Annotated in this window: 17 protein-coding genes; 14 read left to right on the top strand and 3 right to left on the bottom strand. The window is 52.6% G+C overall.

Annotation, left to right across the window (positions count from 1 at the left end; all coding sequences use genetic code 11):
- Positions 1 to 35: 35 nt before the first annotated feature.
- The 4 genes from K7H08_RS07145 to K7H08_RS07130 all read left to right on the top strand — a co-directional run bounded on the left by K7H08_RS07145 (position 36) and on the right by K7H08_RS07130 (position 5,167).
- Positions 36 to 893: a PA4780 family RIO1-like protein kinase gene (locus K7H08_RS07145; RefSeq protein WP_231657563.1), complete on the top strand. Its 858-nt coding sequence runs from the start codon at positions 36 to 38 to the stop codon at positions 891 to 893.
- A 199-nt stretch (positions 894 to 1,092) separates the two neighbouring features.
- Positions 1,093 to 2,133, top strand: a complete 1,041-nt coding sequence (locus K7H08_RS07140) for an AbrB family transcriptional regulator (RefSeq protein ID WP_120386515.1) — start codon at positions 1,093 to 1,095, stop codon at positions 2,131 to 2,133.
- A gap of 36 nt (positions 2,134 to 2,169) precedes the next feature.
- On the top strand, positions 2,170 to 4,080 hold the full coding sequence (locus tag K7H08_RS07135) for an ABC transporter ATP-binding protein (RefSeq protein WP_269438820.1): 1,911 nt from the start codon (positions 2,170 to 2,172) through the stop codon (positions 4,078 to 4,080).
- A 79-nt stretch (positions 4,081 to 4,159) separates the two neighbouring features.
- Positions 4,160 to 5,167, top strand: a complete 1,008-nt coding sequence (locus K7H08_RS07130; RefSeq protein ID WP_231657562.1) for a zinc-dependent alcohol dehydrogenase family protein — start codon at positions 4,160 to 4,162, stop codon at positions 5,165 to 5,167.
- 92 nt (positions 5,168 to 5,259) lie between these two features.
- Here K7H08_RS07130 and K7H08_RS07125 read toward each other — a convergent pair whose 3' ends face one another.
- Positions 5,260 to 5,526: a hypothetical protein gene (locus tag K7H08_RS07125; protein ID WP_038477356.1), complete on the bottom strand. Its 267-nt coding sequence runs from the start codon at positions 5,524 to 5,526 to the stop codon at positions 5,260 to 5,262.
- 139 nt (positions 5,527 to 5,665) lie between these two features.
- On the opposite strand from K7H08_RS07125, the gene K7H08_RS07120 reads away from it, so the two are divergent.
- Complete coding sequence (locus K7H08_RS07120; protein ID WP_231657561.1) at positions 5,666 to 6,880, top strand: hypothetical protein; 1,215 nt, start codon at positions 5,666 to 5,668, stop codon at positions 6,878 to 6,880.
- A gap of 8 nt (positions 6,881 to 6,888) precedes the next feature.
- The gene (locus tag K7H08_RS07115; RefSeq protein WP_231657560.1) at positions 6,889 to 7,716 is read left to right on the top strand and encodes a mechanosensitive ion channel family protein; all 828 of its coding nucleotides are present in this window, start codon (positions 6,889 to 6,891) and stop codon (positions 7,714 to 7,716) included.
- Positions 7,717 to 7,785: 69 nt separating this feature from the next.
- Here K7H08_RS07115 and K7H08_RS07110 read toward each other — a convergent pair whose 3' ends face one another.
- Complete coding sequence (locus K7H08_RS07110; protein ID WP_231657559.1) at positions 7,786 to 8,517, bottom strand: YebC/PmpR family DNA-binding transcriptional regulator; 732 nt, start codon at positions 8,515 to 8,517, stop codon at positions 7,786 to 7,788.
- Between the two features lie 188 nt (positions 8,518 to 8,705).
- Here K7H08_RS07110 and K7H08_RS07105 point away from each other — a divergent pair, with 188 nt between their 5' ends.
- Together K7H08_RS07105 and K7H08_RS07100 are read left to right on the top strand one after the other, a co-directional pair.
- Positions 8,706 to 9,323 (top strand): LysE family translocator, encoded by a 618-nt coding sequence (locus tag K7H08_RS07105; RefSeq protein ID WP_051626348.1) that lies wholly within the window; start codon positions 8,706 to 8,708, stop codon positions 9,321 to 9,323.
- Between the two features lie 77 nt (positions 9,324 to 9,400).
- Positions 9,401 to 9,886 carry a glutathione peroxidase gene (locus tag K7H08_RS07100; protein WP_231657558.1) on the top strand — a complete coding sequence of 162 codons (486 nt, stop codon included), beginning with the start codon at positions 9,401 to 9,403 and terminating at the stop codon, positions 9,884 to 9,886.
- 16 nt (positions 9,887 to 9,902) lie between these two features.
- Here K7H08_RS07100 and K7H08_RS07095 read toward each other — a convergent pair whose 3' ends face one another.
- Complete coding sequence (locus K7H08_RS07095) at positions 9,903 to 10,286, bottom strand: DUF7079 family protein (RefSeq protein ID WP_038477342.1); 384 nt, start codon at positions 10,284 to 10,286, stop codon at positions 9,903 to 9,905.
- A 158-nt stretch (positions 10,287 to 10,444) separates the two neighbouring features.
- Between K7H08_RS07095 and fabV the strand changes: the two genes are divergently transcribed.
- The 6 genes from fabV (at position 10,445) to astA (ending at position 16,534) form a co-directional block, all read left to right on the top strand.
- Entirely contained in the window at positions 10,445 to 11,650 is a 1,206-nt protein-coding gene (gene fabV / locus K7H08_RS07090) for an enoyl-ACP reductase FabV (RefSeq protein WP_038477340.1), read from the top strand.
- 69 nt (positions 11,651 to 11,719) lie between these two features.
- A complete protein-coding gene (locus K7H08_RS07085; RefSeq protein WP_038477338.1) occupies positions 11,720 to 11,935 on the top strand; it encodes a hypothetical protein in 216 nt (71 codons plus the stop codon).
- A gap of 178 nt (positions 11,936 to 12,113) precedes the next feature.
- Positions 12,114 to 13,088 carry a GlxA family transcriptional regulator gene (locus tag K7H08_RS07080; RefSeq protein ID WP_174412707.1) on the top strand — a complete coding sequence of 325 codons (975 nt, stop codon included), beginning with the start codon at positions 12,114 to 12,116 and terminating at the stop codon, positions 13,086 to 13,088.
- 100 nt (positions 13,089 to 13,188) lie between these two features.
- Entirely contained in the window at positions 13,189 to 14,403 is a 1,215-nt protein-coding gene (locus K7H08_RS07075) for an aspartate aminotransferase family protein (RefSeq protein ID WP_095603918.1), read from the top strand.
- 35 nt (positions 14,404 to 14,438) lie between these two features.
- Positions 14,439 to 15,503 carry an arginine N-succinyltransferase gene (locus tag K7H08_RS07070; RefSeq protein ID WP_038477333.1) on the top strand — a complete coding sequence of 355 codons (1,065 nt, stop codon included), beginning with the start codon at positions 14,439 to 14,441 and terminating at the stop codon, positions 15,501 to 15,503.
- Positions 15,503 to 16,534 carry an arginine N-succinyltransferase gene (gene astA / locus K7H08_RS07065; protein ID WP_231657557.1) on the top strand — a complete coding sequence of 344 codons (1,032 nt, stop codon included), beginning with the start codon at positions 15,503 to 15,505 and terminating at the stop codon, positions 16,532 to 16,534. Before K7H08_RS07070 ends, astA begins: the two co-directional genes overlap by 1 nt.
- Positions 16,535 to 16,572 lie beyond the last annotated feature (38 nt).

The raw sequence follows: 16,572 nt of genomic DNA, 5'->3' as shown, positions 1-16,572 counted from the left end.
GCACAGATAGTAAAGAGGAGCCGACGCAGCTAACCATGAAAATCCCTAAGCGATTACAGCCTCTGGTCGATGATGGAATGATCGACGAGGTGCTGGTGCAGTTAATGAGTGGTAAAGAGGCGCAGGTGTATGTCGTGCGCTGCGGTGAAGAAGTACGTTGCGCCAAGGTCTTTAAAGAAGCTAAACAGCGTAGCTTTAAGCAGGCCGTGCAATACCAGGAAGGGCGCAAGGAGCGCAATAGTCGTCGTTCGCGCGCCATGGCCAAAAAGACCCGCTACGGTCAAAAAGAGCAGGAGCAGGCGTGGCTGAATGCGGAAGTCGATGCGCTATATCGTCTTGCTGCCGCTGATGTCCGCGTGCCTGAGCCACATGGTTTTGTTGATGGCGTACTGCTCATGGAAATGATCAGCGATGCCGAGGGAAACGTAGCGCCACGTTTGGACGAAGTGACCCTAACCGAGGAGCAAGCGCTGCGCTATCACGCCAAAGTGATTCAAGACGTAGTGCGAATGCTTTGCGCAGGTTTGATCCATGGCGACTTATCTGAATTCAACGTGCTGGTTGACGCCGAAGGGCCGGTGATTATCGATTTGCCCCAGGCGGTGGATGCGGCGGGCAACAATAGTGCGGCAGCAATGCTAGAGCGCGATGTTGATAATATGCGCGCCTACTTCGGTCGTTTTGCCCCCGAGCTACTGACTACCCACTACGGTAAAGAAATGTGGGCCTTGTATGAAGCAGGCAAGCTACACCCTGATATTAAGCTGACTGGCCATTTTGAGCTTGATAGCCACATAGCTAATGTCGATGAGTTATTGGAAGTGATTGATGATGCTATTGAGGAAGAGGCTGATCGTCAGGCGCGCATGCGCGGCGATGATGACGAAGATTAAAAATAGAGGTACTTGGCGCCTAACATCAGGTACCTAAAGCCTAGCGCTTAACAATCGGCGCTTGATAATCGCTACTTAACAAAAGGCACTTTACACCTAGCTCTTAACACCCTAAAGCCCTTAGCAGTGGTAAGCTAACGTTTACGCTTAGCAGGTTAATAATTGCGTTTTAACGTTAAAGGTTAGGGTGGAGAAGAGCGTGAAAGGCATCCGTGTCAGCGCAGAAAGTGCAAAGGGACTTGTAACATCGCTTGCCGTAGGCGCCGTGGGCGGTGTCGTTTTTCACCTAACCGGTTTACCGCTTGCCTGGATGCTAGGCCCGCTGATCGCTAACCTGCTGGTATCGGCAAAAGGAATTAACGTTGGCGTACCGGAGCCGCTGCGCAACGTGTTTTTAGCGGTTATGGGATTGGTGCTGGGCAGCCAAGTAACCCCTCAACTTGCCCATCGTGTACTGGACTGGCCAATCTCGGCAGCACTCTTGCTGGCAGGTGTTGCGGCATCCACCGCTGTTGCTGCGGCGTGGTATCGTCGCTGTGGCTTCGACCCGGTCAGTGCTTGGTTTGGTGCATCGCCAGGGGCAATGACGGCAATGATCATGCTCGGCGATCAATGTGGCGGTGACCCGCAACGCATCGCCATTGCCCAGTCGCTACGAATTATTCTCGTCATCCTATTTCTTCCTCCCCTGTTTTGGGCATTTGAAGGCGGTGCTGGTGACATTGGGCCAGCCCAGGCTATCCTTGAGCACGGCTGGATGCTGCTAACTATTCCTTTCTTATTACCCGTGGGTCGGTGGCTGCGCATTCCAAGTTCGGCGTTACTTGCGCCGCTTATTATGGCGGCCTTGCTATCTGGGTTTGGGCTGGCAAGCCTTACGTTGCCTAGTTGGGGAATGAACCTCATGTTATGGGTGCTAGGCAGCGCGATTGGCTCGCGTTTTCAAGGCATGACACGACGCCTGCTCGGGCGTTATTTATGGCAGTCGGGGGTGGCGACGCTGCTTGCACTGGTGGTGTTAGCACTGTTTGCTGAACTTATCCATCAGCTGTTGGGCGTGCGCCGTGACGTAGCCCTATTAGCGCTGGCTCCCGGTGGCATCGGTGAAATGGCTATTCTTGCTGTCGCGCTTAATATCGATCCTGTGTTTGTAGCATTTCACCACTTACTGCGTATGGTCACACTGATGATCTTGGCCCCTTTTTGGGCTCGTTGGCTATTGCGTCGCCAATCTTCTTAACTACATCTGTCTATTAAGGTAACGAAAGGACTTTCTATGTTGTCACGTACGCTAGCGCCGCTGTTCCGTTACTTTGAAAGGCGGGTGAATCCCTATCCCGAAGGCGAGGTTGCCACGCCACCGAAAGGACTGCTGCCGTTTATTTGGCATTTTTCGCGCCCTGTATGGCCGTGGCTATTGCTGATGTCGGTCGCGACTGCCTTGGTTTCTGCGGCGGAGGTGGTGTTTTTTAGTTATATGGGCGACTTGGTCGATTGGCTGGGTAACGTAGAACGCGCGAATTTCTGGTCGGATCACGGGCTTTGGCTGGCAGGCGTGGGCTTGTTAGTGATTATCGGCCTGCCGCTACTGGTACTGGCGCAGTCTCTGGTGACCCACCAAAGCATCTTCGGTAACTACCCGATGATCGGCCGCTGGCTTTCTCACCGCCATATGCTTAGCCAAAGCTTGGCCTTTTATCAGGATGAGTTTGCAGGGCGAGTGTCGCAAAAAGTCATGCAAACAGCGTTGGCTATTCGTGAGACTGTCACCAAAGTGATGGATCTAATGGTTTACGCCATTGTGTACTTCACTGGGGCGGCAATTTTATTAGGCCGCGCAGACCCGTGGCTGTTGCTGCCGCTGGGGCTTTGGTTGATCGGTTATTTAGGCATTATGCGCTTTTTTGTCCCGCGCCTGCGCGACGTTTCGATGGCTCAGGCCGATGCTCGTGCCCAGATGACGGGGCGCGTGGTTGATAGTTACAGCAATATCCAAACGATTAAGCTGTTTGCTGATACCGAACGTGAACAGGGCTACGCCAAGGATGCGATGCAAGGTTTTATGGACACGGTGCATCGTCAAATGCGGCTAGTCACCATCATGAGTGTTTGCCTGACGCTGCTCAATACGCTGCTACTGGTGGGAACGGCGGGTATGGCGATTAGCGCTTGGTATTTTGACGCTATTTCTCTGGGCGTGTTAGCGATTGCGATAGCCCTGGTCATGCGTATCCGCTTTATGTCGGATTGGATTTTATGGGAAGTGGCCGGCCTGTTTGAAAATATTGGTACGGTGCAGGATGGTATGAATACCATCGCCCAGGAGCCCACGATCAAAGATGCGTCGAATGCCAAAGCGCTTGCGGTGCCCTATGGCGAAATTGTGTTTGATGCGCTGCGCTTTCAGTACGCCCAGGCTAAAGGTGAAAGTAAAAACGTCTTTGACGGGTTGAGCCTGACGATTAAACCTGGCGAAAAAATTGGCTTGATTGGCCGATCCGGAGCGGGTAAATCCACCCTGGCCAATCTGTTGCTGCGCTTTTATGACTTACAGGGCGGGCGTATCCTGATTGATGGACAGAATATTGCTGACGTCACCCAGACTTCATTGCGTCATCAGATTGGCATGGTGACTCAGGATACCTCGCTGCTGCACCGTTCGTTGCGAGATAATATTCGCTACGGTAGCCCTCATGCCAACGATGATGATGTGTGGCAAGCGGTGTGTCGCGCCCATGCAGATACGTTTATTAACGAGTTGGTTGACCCTAAAGGGCGGCGCGGTTTAGACGCCCATGTCGGCGAGCGCGGCGTTAAACTCTCCGGTGGACAGCGCCAGCGTATTGCCATTGCTCGCGTGTTGCTTAAAAACGCCCCGATTCTGGTGTTGGACGAGGCCACCTCAGCGTTGGATTCCGAAGTGGAAGCCGCGATTCAAGAGCAGCTCGATTCGCTGATGGAAGGCAAAACGGTGATCGCCATTGCGCACCGACTCTCTACCATTGCGATGCTTGACCGGTTAATTGTGGTCGATGAAGGTCGTATAGTGGAAAGCGGCACACACCAGGAGTTGCTGGCACAGAACGGCATTTACGCCAGCCTGTGGCAGCGCCAGTCCGGGGGCTTTTTAGGGCACGATCTTGATCTTGGCCTTGATACTGACCCCAGTGCCCTCATTTCATATTAGACCAGTCGTTTACTAGGCTTTTTAGTACTCTTTTAAGTACTAGGCGTTTTAAACGACATGTGTTCAATAGGAGGTAGTGATGCAAGCCATTCAGCTTCGAGAGCCCGGCGGTTTAGCTAAACTGGACGTGGTTGAACTAACGGCGCCAGGTGAGCTTGGTCCCGGTGAAATTAAAGTACGGCTGCGCGCCAGCTCACTTAACTTTCATGACTATGCCGTGGTGGCGGGGATGATTCCCACCGCAGATGGCCGTATTCCCATGTCGGATGGTGCCGGTGTGGTCGAAGCGGTTGGGGAAGGCGTTAGCGAGTTCGCAGTCGGTGATGCAGTTGTGTCGACGTTTTTCCCTGATTGGCTGGAAGGGCCCGCGCGAGTAGGCGACTTCACCACCACGCCAGGGGATGGCATTGATGGCTATGCTCGCGAGCAAGTAGTGGCCGCCGCTACCTCGTTCACCCATCAGCCGCAAGGTTATAGTCATGCGGAGTCTGCGACGCTAACGACCGCAGGCTTGACCGCTTGGCGGGCATTAGTCGTTGATGGTGGGTTAAAAGCAGGAGACACCGTGCTGGTGTTGGGCACTGGGGGTGTTTCCATTTTTGCGCTACAGTTTGCCAAAATGATGGGCGCGCGGGTAATTGCCACATCGTCTTCTAATGAAAAACTAACCCGCCTGCGCGAGCTGGGCGCTGAACACACCATCAACTATAAAGAAACGCCTGACTGGGGTAAGGCCGTTAAGGCGTTAACGAATGGTGAAGGTGTCGACCATGTTGTTGAAGTAGGCGGCCCTGGTACGCTGCCGCAATCAATTGAGGCGGTGAAAATTGGCGGGCATATCGCGCTGATTGGTGTGCTAACCGGTCGGGAAGGCGAAATACCAACAGCCAAGCTGATGGCTAAGCAAGCTAAGCTGCAAGGTCTTATTGTGGGAAGTCGTCGTCATCAAATCGAGATGATTCGTGCTATCGAAGCGGCTAATTTGAAGCCGATTATTGACCGTGAGTTTGCACTGAGTGACATTGCCGACGCTTTCCGCCATCAGGAGTCCGGTGAACACTTCGGTAAGATTTGCCTGACTTTCTAGCTAGGCAGTACTTATTACTGGATTGAGTTAACTTTTTTGATTTTGGAGTGTTGCCATTGCACGCCCACCGAGGGGTGGGTGTGCAAAAAAGATCACGTTTCCAAGCGGCTGTACACGACCCCCTTGACTTCAAGTTCCCAAATATCATCATAAGGAACGGTTACTCCGTCGATATCGCCTGGGTCACCCGTGCTGTTTTTGATCTGCGTTTCAGGAATGACCTTTAACCCCGTGAAGCCTACATGTTGAATACGTGCGCTAAATCGATTTCCCTCATGGTCGATCAGCACCCGTTCGCCTGCAATGCACTTTGAAAGCTTTTCATGCAGTTCTGCCATAGTGACGTTAACTACGCTCATTGTCGCCTCCTGCGCTTTGCTCTCATATTAGTTAGCTACTGTATAACGACTTTATTTTAGTCGATAAGTTCGGCTAACCCCTCAATGACAATATGAGGCATGCTAACCTTAATCCACTAATTTATGTTCGAGGCGGCATATGACGCAGCGCTCAACGAAGACTGCTTTTTCGCCATGGGAAATGGTGGCACTTGAGTCGTTTCAAACACCAGAACACACCCAAGCCAGCCAGTGGCGGCGTAGTTGGCGAGCAGCGACTACGTGGATAATGGGCAGAGAAGCCTCCGAACACCAAGCAAAAGAAGAGAGTGAGCTACGTAAGTTATCTGAAGTCGCACTTTCGCACTGGGTGCCTGCTATTGATTGGACACCGGCGGCTCGTGCTCTCAGCCAAGTAACGGAAGGGTATGTTGATGCGCCAGTCGTGTTGTTTATTTCACCACCTCATGGTGGCCACGCAGCTGTAGTTAGCCATTGGGCGCAGCAGCAGGGCGTCAATTGCATATCTGCACCCACCCTCAACGAGCTCACAGAGGGTTGTCTAGAGTGGGTCGAGCGCTGTGGTTCCCAGCGTCAGTGGGTAATTCCCGCCTTAGAGCGGCATTTTTTACGCCATACCCAAGGACTGCAGGGCGTCCGTGAATTGTTAGAGCGGGCGTTAAGCGGTCGTTTGGGGCAGGGCGTGATTGGTTGTGATAGCTGGACGTATGCTTATTTGCAGCATGCGGTGGGGTTGGAAGGCGTACCCGTGGTTACCCTTCAGGCATTAGAGGGTGAGCAGCTGGCACACTATTTTGCCCAGTTGGCGGGTGATGGTGGCGTCCGCCCGACGGTGTATAGCTCCCGTACGGGGCAGCCGATTCTTGCTGACGTTAGTGAAGATAGCGCTGATGGTGAGCGTTCCTATAAAGAGTTGCAACGTCTAGCAGCCCATTGTCGAGGGCATTTAGGTATTGCTTGGCACTACTGGCGAGAGCGACTGCGCGAACCGGTGGGAAATGACGAAAGTGGCCGTTCACAAGAGCAGTCTGAAGGGCAGCCAAAAGAGCCGTCAAAAGAGTCTTCAAAAGAGCTATGGCTATTGGATGCGTTGGCAGAAGCGGAGTTAGCGTCGGATACGGGGGATGTGGCAACGCTGTTGCTGCATACACTGCTCATTCATGGGGGACTAGAGGATCAAGCGTTAGGGTATGTGCTGCCATTCTCAAGTCATGAAGCGCTAAACGCACGGTTAGCACTTGCTCGCCAGGGAATTCTCCGTTGCCATCAAGGGCGCTGGCAAGTCGCCCCATTAAGCTACGCAAGCGTGCGACAACTGCTGGAATCGCGAAACTATCTAGTTGACCCGCTTTAGGAGCTTATATGGACGATCAAAAGCAGTACGCCAAGCTGTTTAATGAGTTTGATAGTCAAGCGCTGATTACCTTAGGAGTCATTCTAGCGAGTACGGTGCTATTGATTATTGTCAGCCAGAGAGGATTGAACTGGTTAGCCAATCGCTTGCATGGCCAAGTACGGTTTAGAGTATTTGCGCTGGTGCCACTCACCCGGTTATTGATTTTAATTACCGCACTGGCTGTGGCTGTACCTATCGTTATTGAGCCTTCATTGCGCAATATGGTAACGCTGCTGGGGGCCATTGGCCTAGCGATTGGCTTTGCCCTAAAAGATTACGTAAGTAGCTTGATTGCCGGAGTAGTATCTGCCGTTGAATTGCCCTATCGGCCAGGGGATTGGGTCAACATTGAAGGGACTTACGGCGAAGTAAAGCACGTTGGTATGCGCACAGTAGAAATAGTAACGCCCGACGATGATTTGGTGGCGGTGCCTCATCTTAAACTTTGGGATTCTGCTATTTATAACGCTAACAATGGCGACGTTAGTCTTCAGTGCGTGGCAAGTTTTTATCTTCACCCGGAGCACGAAGCTGGCTGGGTGCGTAAAGCGTTACGAGACGTCGCGTTAACCAGTGCTTACCTTAAGTTTGATAAGCCGATTATTGTCGTAGCGGAGGAGAAACCTTGGGGCACGCATTACCGTATTCGCGCTTATCCGGTGGATCCTCGGCAGCAGTTTTTATTTATCACCGATTTGACCGTGCGCGGTAAACAAGTGCTAAGCGCAGCGGGCGTTACTCCGGCGTTGTTACCGCCTGATGCAGCCTTGGACTCACAGGGCGCCGCTAGTTAATGACAGGCGACCTGTGGTCGCCGACGATATAGGTGCCGGCGACCACAAGGGGGCTAACCGAATGACGGTTTAAGCAGTTGCTTCCGGTAGTTCGGCACTGTGGAAGACACTCTGAACATCGTCCAGCTCTTCGAGCATGCCCAGCAGTTTCTCAAACATCACCACGTCATCGCCGTCGATGGGCGTGGGGGTTTGTGGTAAGAATTGGATTTCGTCTACTTCGAAATCAATCTCACCGAAAGCATCCAGCAGCGCTTGTTTGGCTTTAGCGTAATCGGTATGCGGCGCAAACACCGTGATACGTTCCTCTTCCTGCTCAATGTCGGTAACGTCGACATCGGCTTCCATGAGTGCTTCAAGCACAGCTTCTTCATCACTGCCCGCAAACGAAAAAATCGCGCAGTGATCAAACATGTGACTAACGCTACCGGGAGTGCCAATTTTGCTTTTCGTTTTGGTAAAGCAGCCGCGCACATCACCAAAGGTGCGGTTGGGGTTGTCGGTCAAACAGTCGACGATCACCATCACGTTACCGGGACCAAAGCCTTCATAGCGCGCTGGTGAAAAGTCTTCGCCGCCTGCGCCGCTCGCTTTATCCAAGGCTTTATCGATAACGTGAGACGGCACCTGATCTTTCTTAGCACGCTCCATTAAACCGCGTAGCGCAAGGTTACCGTTTGGATCTGTGCCGCCTGCTTTAGCGCAGACGTAAATTTCACGTCCATACTTGCTGTAAACCTTGGTTTTCGCAGCGGCCGTTTTGGCCATGGATTCCTTACGGTTTTGAAACGCCCTACCCATATTGAAGTCCTTTATTAGCCATGAACCGCCTGCATAGCAGGCGTCATCGTTTTCAAAAAGGGGAAAATTTTACCCAACAGCGTACCATGCTAACAGCGTTATTTAAGGGGATGGATTTATTCGCTAAACGCTTGTGCGACTGTCGTATACTCAGCCAACCTACATTGTTGTCTTTCAAGGAGAGAAAAATGCCGTTGTCACTCTGGCTATCGCTGGCCGCTATCTGTGCCATGGGGGCGATGTCACCAGGACCTAGCCTGGCACTGGTACTGCGCCATACGTTAGGAGGTGGTCGCTTACCCGGCATGACGGCTGCGATCTTTCATGCGCTGGGCGTTGGGTTCTATGCGTTGCTCACCGTATGGGGCTTAGGTGCGCTTATTGTGCGCCATCCAGATTTATTTCAACTAGTGACATGGTGTGGGGCGGCCTATTTAGCCTGGCTTGGAATAAAAGCACTACGGGCGGGCAGAGGTGGAGCGCTATCCCCCGATGCCGCAGTGACGACGCCGCGACAAGCTGCCAAGGAAGGGGTGCTGGTGGCGCTGGGTAATCCCAAGTTGATCATTTTTTTTGTGGCGCTATTAAGTCAGTTCGTGACGCCTGAAATGAGTGTCCTTGCCAAGGCAATTATCGTCGCAACTGCGATTATTATTGATGGGGGCTGGTATGTTTTAGTAGCAGTAGGGCTTTCACACTCTCGTGTATTGCCTTGGCTCCAGCGCCATGCCCACTGGATCAATCGAATCACTGGGGTGCTGCTTATTGCACTGGCGCTGCGCGTTGTTGCAGGGCCGATTAGTTGATAAGCCGCACTGGTGTAACTGCCAATGCCGTGGCATGGTAAAGCCTATGCTGGTGGAGTCATTTAGGGGGCCTTGCGATGATGATTTATGAGCAGGATTGTTATACCCATCAAGGCAAGCCATTTAACTTGCGGGCGCTGCGCGGGCAAGTGTTGTTGGTCGTTAATGTGGCCAGTAAGTGTGGCTTTACCCCGCAGTTAAAAGAGCTGGAAAGTTTGTACCAGCGCTACCGAGACCGTGGCTTTACGGTGCTTGGCTTCCCCTGTAACCAGTTTGGTAAGCAGTCGCCGGAGAGTGCAGAGGCTTTCTGTATCTTCGGCGAACAGCAGTTTGGCGTCAGCTTTCCACTAATGGAAAAAGTGTCAGTGAATGGTCCAAACGCCCACCCACTGTTTGTGGTGCTTAAACAACAAGCACCGGGCGTGTTAGGCACCAAAGCGATCAAGTGGAATTTTACCAAGTTCTTGGTGGGACGCGATGGCAGGGTGATCGCGCGGTTTGCTCCCAAGGATCATGGTCTGTCACTGCGGCTTGCGCTGGAAGCCGCCCTTGATAAAGAGTAAAGAGCAAGCTAAACGGTTAGAGCTCGCCACGGGTAACCATTAGTCGCTGCATTAACTCTACCCAGCGATGACGAACCATCATCGTGGTTAATCCAGAAAACAGCGCCCAACTTTTGCGCCGCCAGCCTTTCAGGCGCAAGTTGTGGCTTACCAACTGCTTCATCAGCGCATAGTCATCGAATTTTCGCCATTCACTGGCAATAGACAGCTGGTGCCTCGCCATCACTGGAGCAAGCTCCAAGCGGAACATCCACTCTAGCTCTTTCAGCGACATATCATGCTGTTCGATCATCTCAATCATATGGGCGTAGTCACGCTCGCTCGGCTCACGGTCCAGCCATAGCGGCGCAAGAGCAAGCCATAGGTCGCCGCGTTCATCGACTAGCTGCTGTGCGTTCATCAGGGTCTCGTCGGCAAGGAGTTGTCTGGTCGCTATCCTGCCGTGAATGGCGAAGAAGCTCAAGAGCGGACAGGGCGCGTCTAGACCGCTAGAATACCCCCACACGGTAATGGCACTGCCATGCTGATAGCGACATCAATCTGATAAAGGGGTCCAATGTGATCATTAAACCAAAAGTGCGTGGCTTTATCTGCACCACCACTCATCCTAAAGGCTGCGAGCAAAACGTTCTGGAACAGATCGAAGCGACCCGTGCTCGTGGTTTAGATAGAAGCCAAGGCCCAAAAAAGGTATTGGTGATTGGTGCTTCTAGCGGCTACGGCTTGGCAGCGCGTATAACGGCTGCCTTTGGTTATGGCGCTGATACCCTAGGCGTCTTCTTTGAAAAGCCTAGTAGTGAGAAAAAAACCGGCACTGCTGGTTGGTACAACAGTGCCGCATTTGACAAGTTTGCCAAGCAAGAAGGCCTGTACAGTAAATCAATCAATGGTGATGCGTTCTCTAACGAAGCGCGTGAAAAAGCCATCGAGTTGATCAAACAGGACATGGGTGAAGTTGACCTGGTGGTGTACTCCCTAGCTTCACCAGTGCGCAAGTTGCCAGATACTGGGGAAGTAAAGCGCTCGAGCCTGAAGCCGATTGGTGAAACGTATCGCGCTACCGCGATTGATACGAATAAAGACGCCATCATCGAGGCAGAAGTCGAGCCTGCCACTCAGCAAGAGATCGACGATACCATCACAGTAATGGGCGGTGAGGACTGGGAGCTATGGATGAGCGCCCTGGACGACGCGGGTGTGCTGGCGAAAGGCGCGCGTAGCGTAGCGTTTAGCTATATCGGTACTGAAATTACCTGGCCGATTTACTGGCACGGTGCGTTGGGTAAAGCGAAAGAAGATCTTGATCGCGCCGCGGCTGCGATTGATGCCAAGCTGAAAGAGACAGGCGGTGGTGCCAATGTTGCCGTACTTAAGTCGGTCGTTACCCAGGCGAGTGCCGCGATTCCAGTCATGCCGCTGTATATCGCCATGGTCTACCGCATCATGAAAGAGCAGGGCCTGCATGAAGGTACGATTGACCAATTAAACCGTTTGTTTGGTGAGCGTCTCTATTCTGGTCAGCATGACGATATGGCTACTGACGACCAAGGCCGCCTACGTCTTGATGACTGGGAGCTGCGTGACGACGTACAAAAAGCCTGCCAGGACCTATGGCCAGCCGTCACGACAGAGAACCTATTCGAAATTACCGACTATGCTGGATATAAGCACGAATTTTTGAAGCTGTTTGGCTTCGAACGTGATGACGTAGATTACGACGCAGATGTGAACCCTGATGTTCACTTTGATGTCGTTACACTATAGCGCTAAGCGTGACGAGGAGAGTTAATCGCCGCGCTGTTGATCATCTAACCGGAAAGCGAGAGGTGTTGTATGGATACCAAGGAAAGCAAAACCCGGGAAGAAGAGATAGAGCACGTAATGAATGAACGTCTGCCTGAGGACTATGAAACATCTCAGCCGCAACGGCAGCCAGAAGCGAAAAAGTCCCCTAACGGGCTACATAAGGTGCTTCCTTTAGTCATTATCGTGATGGGCATTATCGTTGCGGGAATTGTCATCCTGGGGCTTGGCAATAGCGGCGGTTAACCAAGACACATACTCCTTCTGTTGCCGGGCCTAGTGCCCGGCAATTTTGTATTTATGCCTCCTATTTTAGTTTTAAGAGCCATAGCGCTGCCTTCACTTGCGCAATTGGGTAAGATGGCTTTTTCTCTAGCAATTTATCTAAGTTGGCGGCGATTTCTATGCAGCAAAGCAACTTGTTATGTCCTCAAGTACGTTGATGTCATCCGCCAGTGAACGTCGGCGGGTGGCCTTTGTGTTGCTGCCTGGTTTTTCGCTGTTGGCCCATGCGAGCGCTATCGAGCCGCTGCAGATGGCCAATCAGCTAAGCGGGCAGATGCTTTACCACACCGTTACGTTAAGCTTAACCGATGAGCCTGTGCGCAGTGGCGCACAACTTTCCTTACTCGCTCAACATGTCTTAGGCGCGCCGCTTGGTCCGCTTGATATGCTGTTGGTATGTGCCCCTACACCACTACCCTATGCACTGCCCGCCAAGCTAAATGAGTGGCTGCGCAGTCATCAGGGCAGAGGTGTGGCTATTGGTGGCCTTGCGGGAGGCACGGAAGTGCTTGCCCGTTGCGGGCTATTAGAAGGCTACCGCGCCACATTGCCCTGGCAGCGCTTCGATGCGTTTGCACAGGCTTATCCTCAGGTCACGCTTTCTCAGCAACTGTTTGAAATTGACCGCGATCGGATAACCTGTGCCGGTGGCACTGCGGCAATGGATATGATGCTAACGCTGATTGGCAAGCATCACGGCCAGCGCCTTGCCGAGCAGGTTTCAGAGCAGTTCGTTTGTGATCGCATTCGCTTAGCCGATGAACGCCAGCATGTACCACTGCGTAATCGCCTTGGCCATGCGCCACAAAGCCTGGTAGATGCCGTCACGTTGATGGAAGCTAATATTGAAGAGCCGCTTTCTACGCTAGAGCTGGCCGAGCATTTGGGTATTTCTCGACGCCAGCTAGAGCGACTGTTCAAAAAGTATCTGCAGGCAGTACCTAGCCGCTATTACCTGGATTTGCGCCTACAAGATGCGCGTAAACAATTAAGAGAGAGTGATCGGCCGGTAGGTGATATCGCGCTGATGACCGGATTCTCTTCTGGTGCGCACTTTTCTACTGCCTATCGTAATCACTTTGGCATTACACCGCGGGAAGAACGGCTTGGATAAGCGCGGCTTTTCATAATTTACCGTCCCAATACTGAAAGCACGGCGTCTATTGCCCCCCGTATACTGAATCAATCCTTTACTCCACCGGAGGTATCGTCCCATGAGCTACACCCCAAGCCGTCAGGATTTCGATAACTACATGGCGCCAAACTACTCGCCACAACAGATTATTCCAGTGCGTGGCAAAGGCAGCCGCTTGTGGGATCAGCAGGGGCGTGAATATATCGACTTTGCTGGTGGTATTGCAGTGAACTCGCTTGGCCACTGTCACCCGGTGCTAGTGAATGCGCTTAAAGAGCAGGGCGAAAAGCTTTGGCACCTGTCTAACGTATTTACCAACGAGCCAGCACTGGCGCTTGCCAAAACACTCACTGAGCGTACTTTTGCCGATAAAGTGTTCTTGTGCTCATCCGGTGGCGAAGCTAACGAAGCGGCGCTGAAGCTAGCTCGCCGTTGGGCGGTAGATCACCATGGCGAGCAGAAAGATAAAATTATCTCGTTTTATCAGTCTTTCCATGGCCGCACTTTCTTCACCGTGAGTGTGGGTGGTCAACCCAAGTATTCTCAAGGCTTTGGCCCAGTGCCAGGCGGCATTCTGCATGCCAACTTCAATGACCTGGAAAGCGTACGCAAGCTAGTGGGCGACGATACCTGTGCCATTATGGTTGAGCCGATGCAGGGCGAAGGCGGCATTGTTCCCGCGACCCAAGAGTTCCTTCAGGGCCTGCGTGATCTGTGTGACGAACACAACGCGCTGCTGATTTTTGACGAAGTACAAACGGGCGTTGGCCGCAGCGGTGAACTTTACGCCTACAAAAATTTCGGTATCACTCCGGATATTCTCACCAGTGCCAAGTCATTGGGCGGCGGCTTCCCGATTGGTGCCACCTTAACCACGGATGCGATTGCGAAATCTCTGGCAATTGGCACTCATGGCTCTACCTATGGTGGCAATGCGTTGGCATCTGCGGTTGCTCTAGCGGCTGTGGAATTCATTGATACTCCTGAAGTACTTAACGGCGTTAAGCACCGTCACGACCTGTTCCGCGAGCATTTAGAAACCATCAACCGCAAATATGGCGTATTTAAAGAAATTCGCGGCATGGGAATGCTGATGGGCGCACAAATGTCAGATGCCTTTGAAGGCCGCGCTAAAGACATTCTGCCGTTGGCTATTGAAGAGGGTGTGATGGCCCTGATTGCTGGTCCCAACGTGCTACGCATGGCGCCATCTTTAGTCATTCCGGAAGAAGATATTGCTGAGGGTATGGCGCGTTTAGAGCGTGCTATTGAGCGGCTAGTTGCCAGCGCATGAGTAGGCAAGAAGCCACACAAGAGGGGGCGTTAAGGATGCTGGTAATTCGACCGGTAACAATGGCTGATCTTCCAGCCCTGGAGCAGTTGGCTGAGCACGCGGTGCCGCGGCTCACCAACCTGCCCGCCAACCGTGATCGGCTTGAGGAGCGCATCGTGCGCTCCCAGGAAGCCTTTAATAGTGAAATAGAGTTCCCTGGTAACGAGCATTATATGTTTGTGCTGGCGGATGATGACCGCGAGGAAGTGCTAGGCACGGCGACTATTCGTGCCCAGGCAGGCGCAGCAGAAGCCTACTACACCTATCGCCAGGAAACGCTGATTCATGCTTCTCAACAGCTGAATGTGCGCCGGGAAGTGCAAACCTTGGCGCTTTCTCATGAAGCCTCTGATGCCACACTGCTCTGCGCGCTATCGCTTAACCCGCGCTACAAAGGCACCAGTGCTGAAAGCCTGTTACGCCGTGCGCGACTAATGTTCATTGCTCAATACCCCGAGCGTTTTTCACGCATTCTGGCGGTCGCCTTTCCGGGCTATCTGGATGGTAAAAACGAATCGCCTTTTTGGGAAAGCGTCGGTCGCCACTTTTTTGCGCGCAGCTTCCAAGAAATGAATCACATTGCAGGCGTTCGCTCGAAAAGCTTTATTGCTGAAGTGATGCCGCAATTTCCGCTTTATCTACCGCTGCTAACGCCTCAGGCACGCGCTGCCATTGGCCGAGAGCATCCCGCCCATGAAGATGCACTAGCAGAAATGCTGGCAGAAGGCTTTGTGCGCTCTCGCCATGTCGATATTTTCGACGCAGGGCCGATTGTAAAAGCCGAGCGTGAGCGATTGGAAACCTTCCGTCGTGCTGCCTGGCATCCTGTCAGGGTACGCCCTGAACACGCATTGCCCGATGCAGAGCCAGCGATGATTGCCAACCAAACCTTAGGTGATTTCCGCTGTATTGTGGCGCGTTATGCGCTTTCGCCTACTGGGCAATTAATGCTTTCACCACAGCACGCTAAACGGTTGGCTGTTGAAGAGGGGCGCGCGGTGCTGGTAGCGCCGTTAAGCCTGCCAGGCGCGGTAGATGCGCTTGATGAAGGAGAAATGTAATGCGCATTCGACCCATTGCCCGAGACGATTTGGATGGGCTCCAGGCGCTTGCGCAACAGGCAGGCGTTGGCTTTACCTCACTGCCGGATAACCGTGAGTTTTTGGCTGGAAAAATTGAAGCCGCTGCCCGTGCCTTTGAAGAGCGCACGCCAGCTGATGATCGACTCTATTTCTTTGTACTGGAAGATGAACAGAGCGGAGAATTAGCGGGCTGCTGTGCTATTGAAGGCCAAGTAGGTCGTGAAGTGCCATTTTATAATTACCGGTTAGGTACATTGGCGCACTCCTCGGTGCAGTTAGACTTGCACCGTACAATCGACACGCTATTTTTAAGCTCTGATCATACCGGCGATGCGGAAGTATGCTCGCTGTTCTTACGCCCTGAATATCGCGGCGAAGCAAATAAGCACCTACGTAATGGTGCGCTGCTTTCCAAAGCTCGCTGGCTGTTTATTGCTCAGTTTCGTGACCGTTTTCCGCAAAAAGTGCTGGCGGAAATGCGCGGTGTGTTTGATGAGAATAACACCAGCCCCTTTTGGGAAAGCCTGGGTAAACACTTTTTTCCCATGGACTTTAGTGAGGCTGATCGGTTAACCGGGCTAGGCCAGAAAAGCTTTATCGGTGAGCTGATGCCTAAGTTCCCGATCTACACCACCTTTATGTCTGAAGAGGCACGTGCCTGTATTGGCCAAGTGCACCGCCATACTCGGCCAGCCCTTGAAATGCTTAAGAAAGAGGGACTGCGCTGGGAAGGCTATATCGATATTTTCGATGGTGGCCCCACGGTGGAAGCCTATATTGACGACGTGCGAGCGATTCGTAATTCGCAGCTCTGCCAAGTGGAAGTTTCTCAAAATGCTCCCGACGAAAGCGTCAGCCGCTGGCTGGCAGCCTCTACCGAGATGCTTAACTTCACCGCCAGTTGGATAGGCCGCGGACCCAGCGAGGAAAACACCATCGTGCTTAACCCGCAAGAAGCGGATCGCCTGGGCGTGACGACGGGTGACTACCTACGCTTATTGGAAACCTAGTTTTTCAAGAACCGTTTTTCAAAAATAGCTTTTCAAGA

Source organism: Halomonas sp. IOP_6 (assembly GCF_021151565.1).
GTDB classification, from domain to species: domain Bacteria; phylum Pseudomonadota; class Gammaproteobacteria; order Pseudomonadales; family Halomonadaceae; genus Vreelandella; species Vreelandella alkaliphila.
The sequence above is the reverse complement of the archived record's forward strand: the minus strand, read 5'-3'. Positions and strand labels throughout refer to the sequence as shown.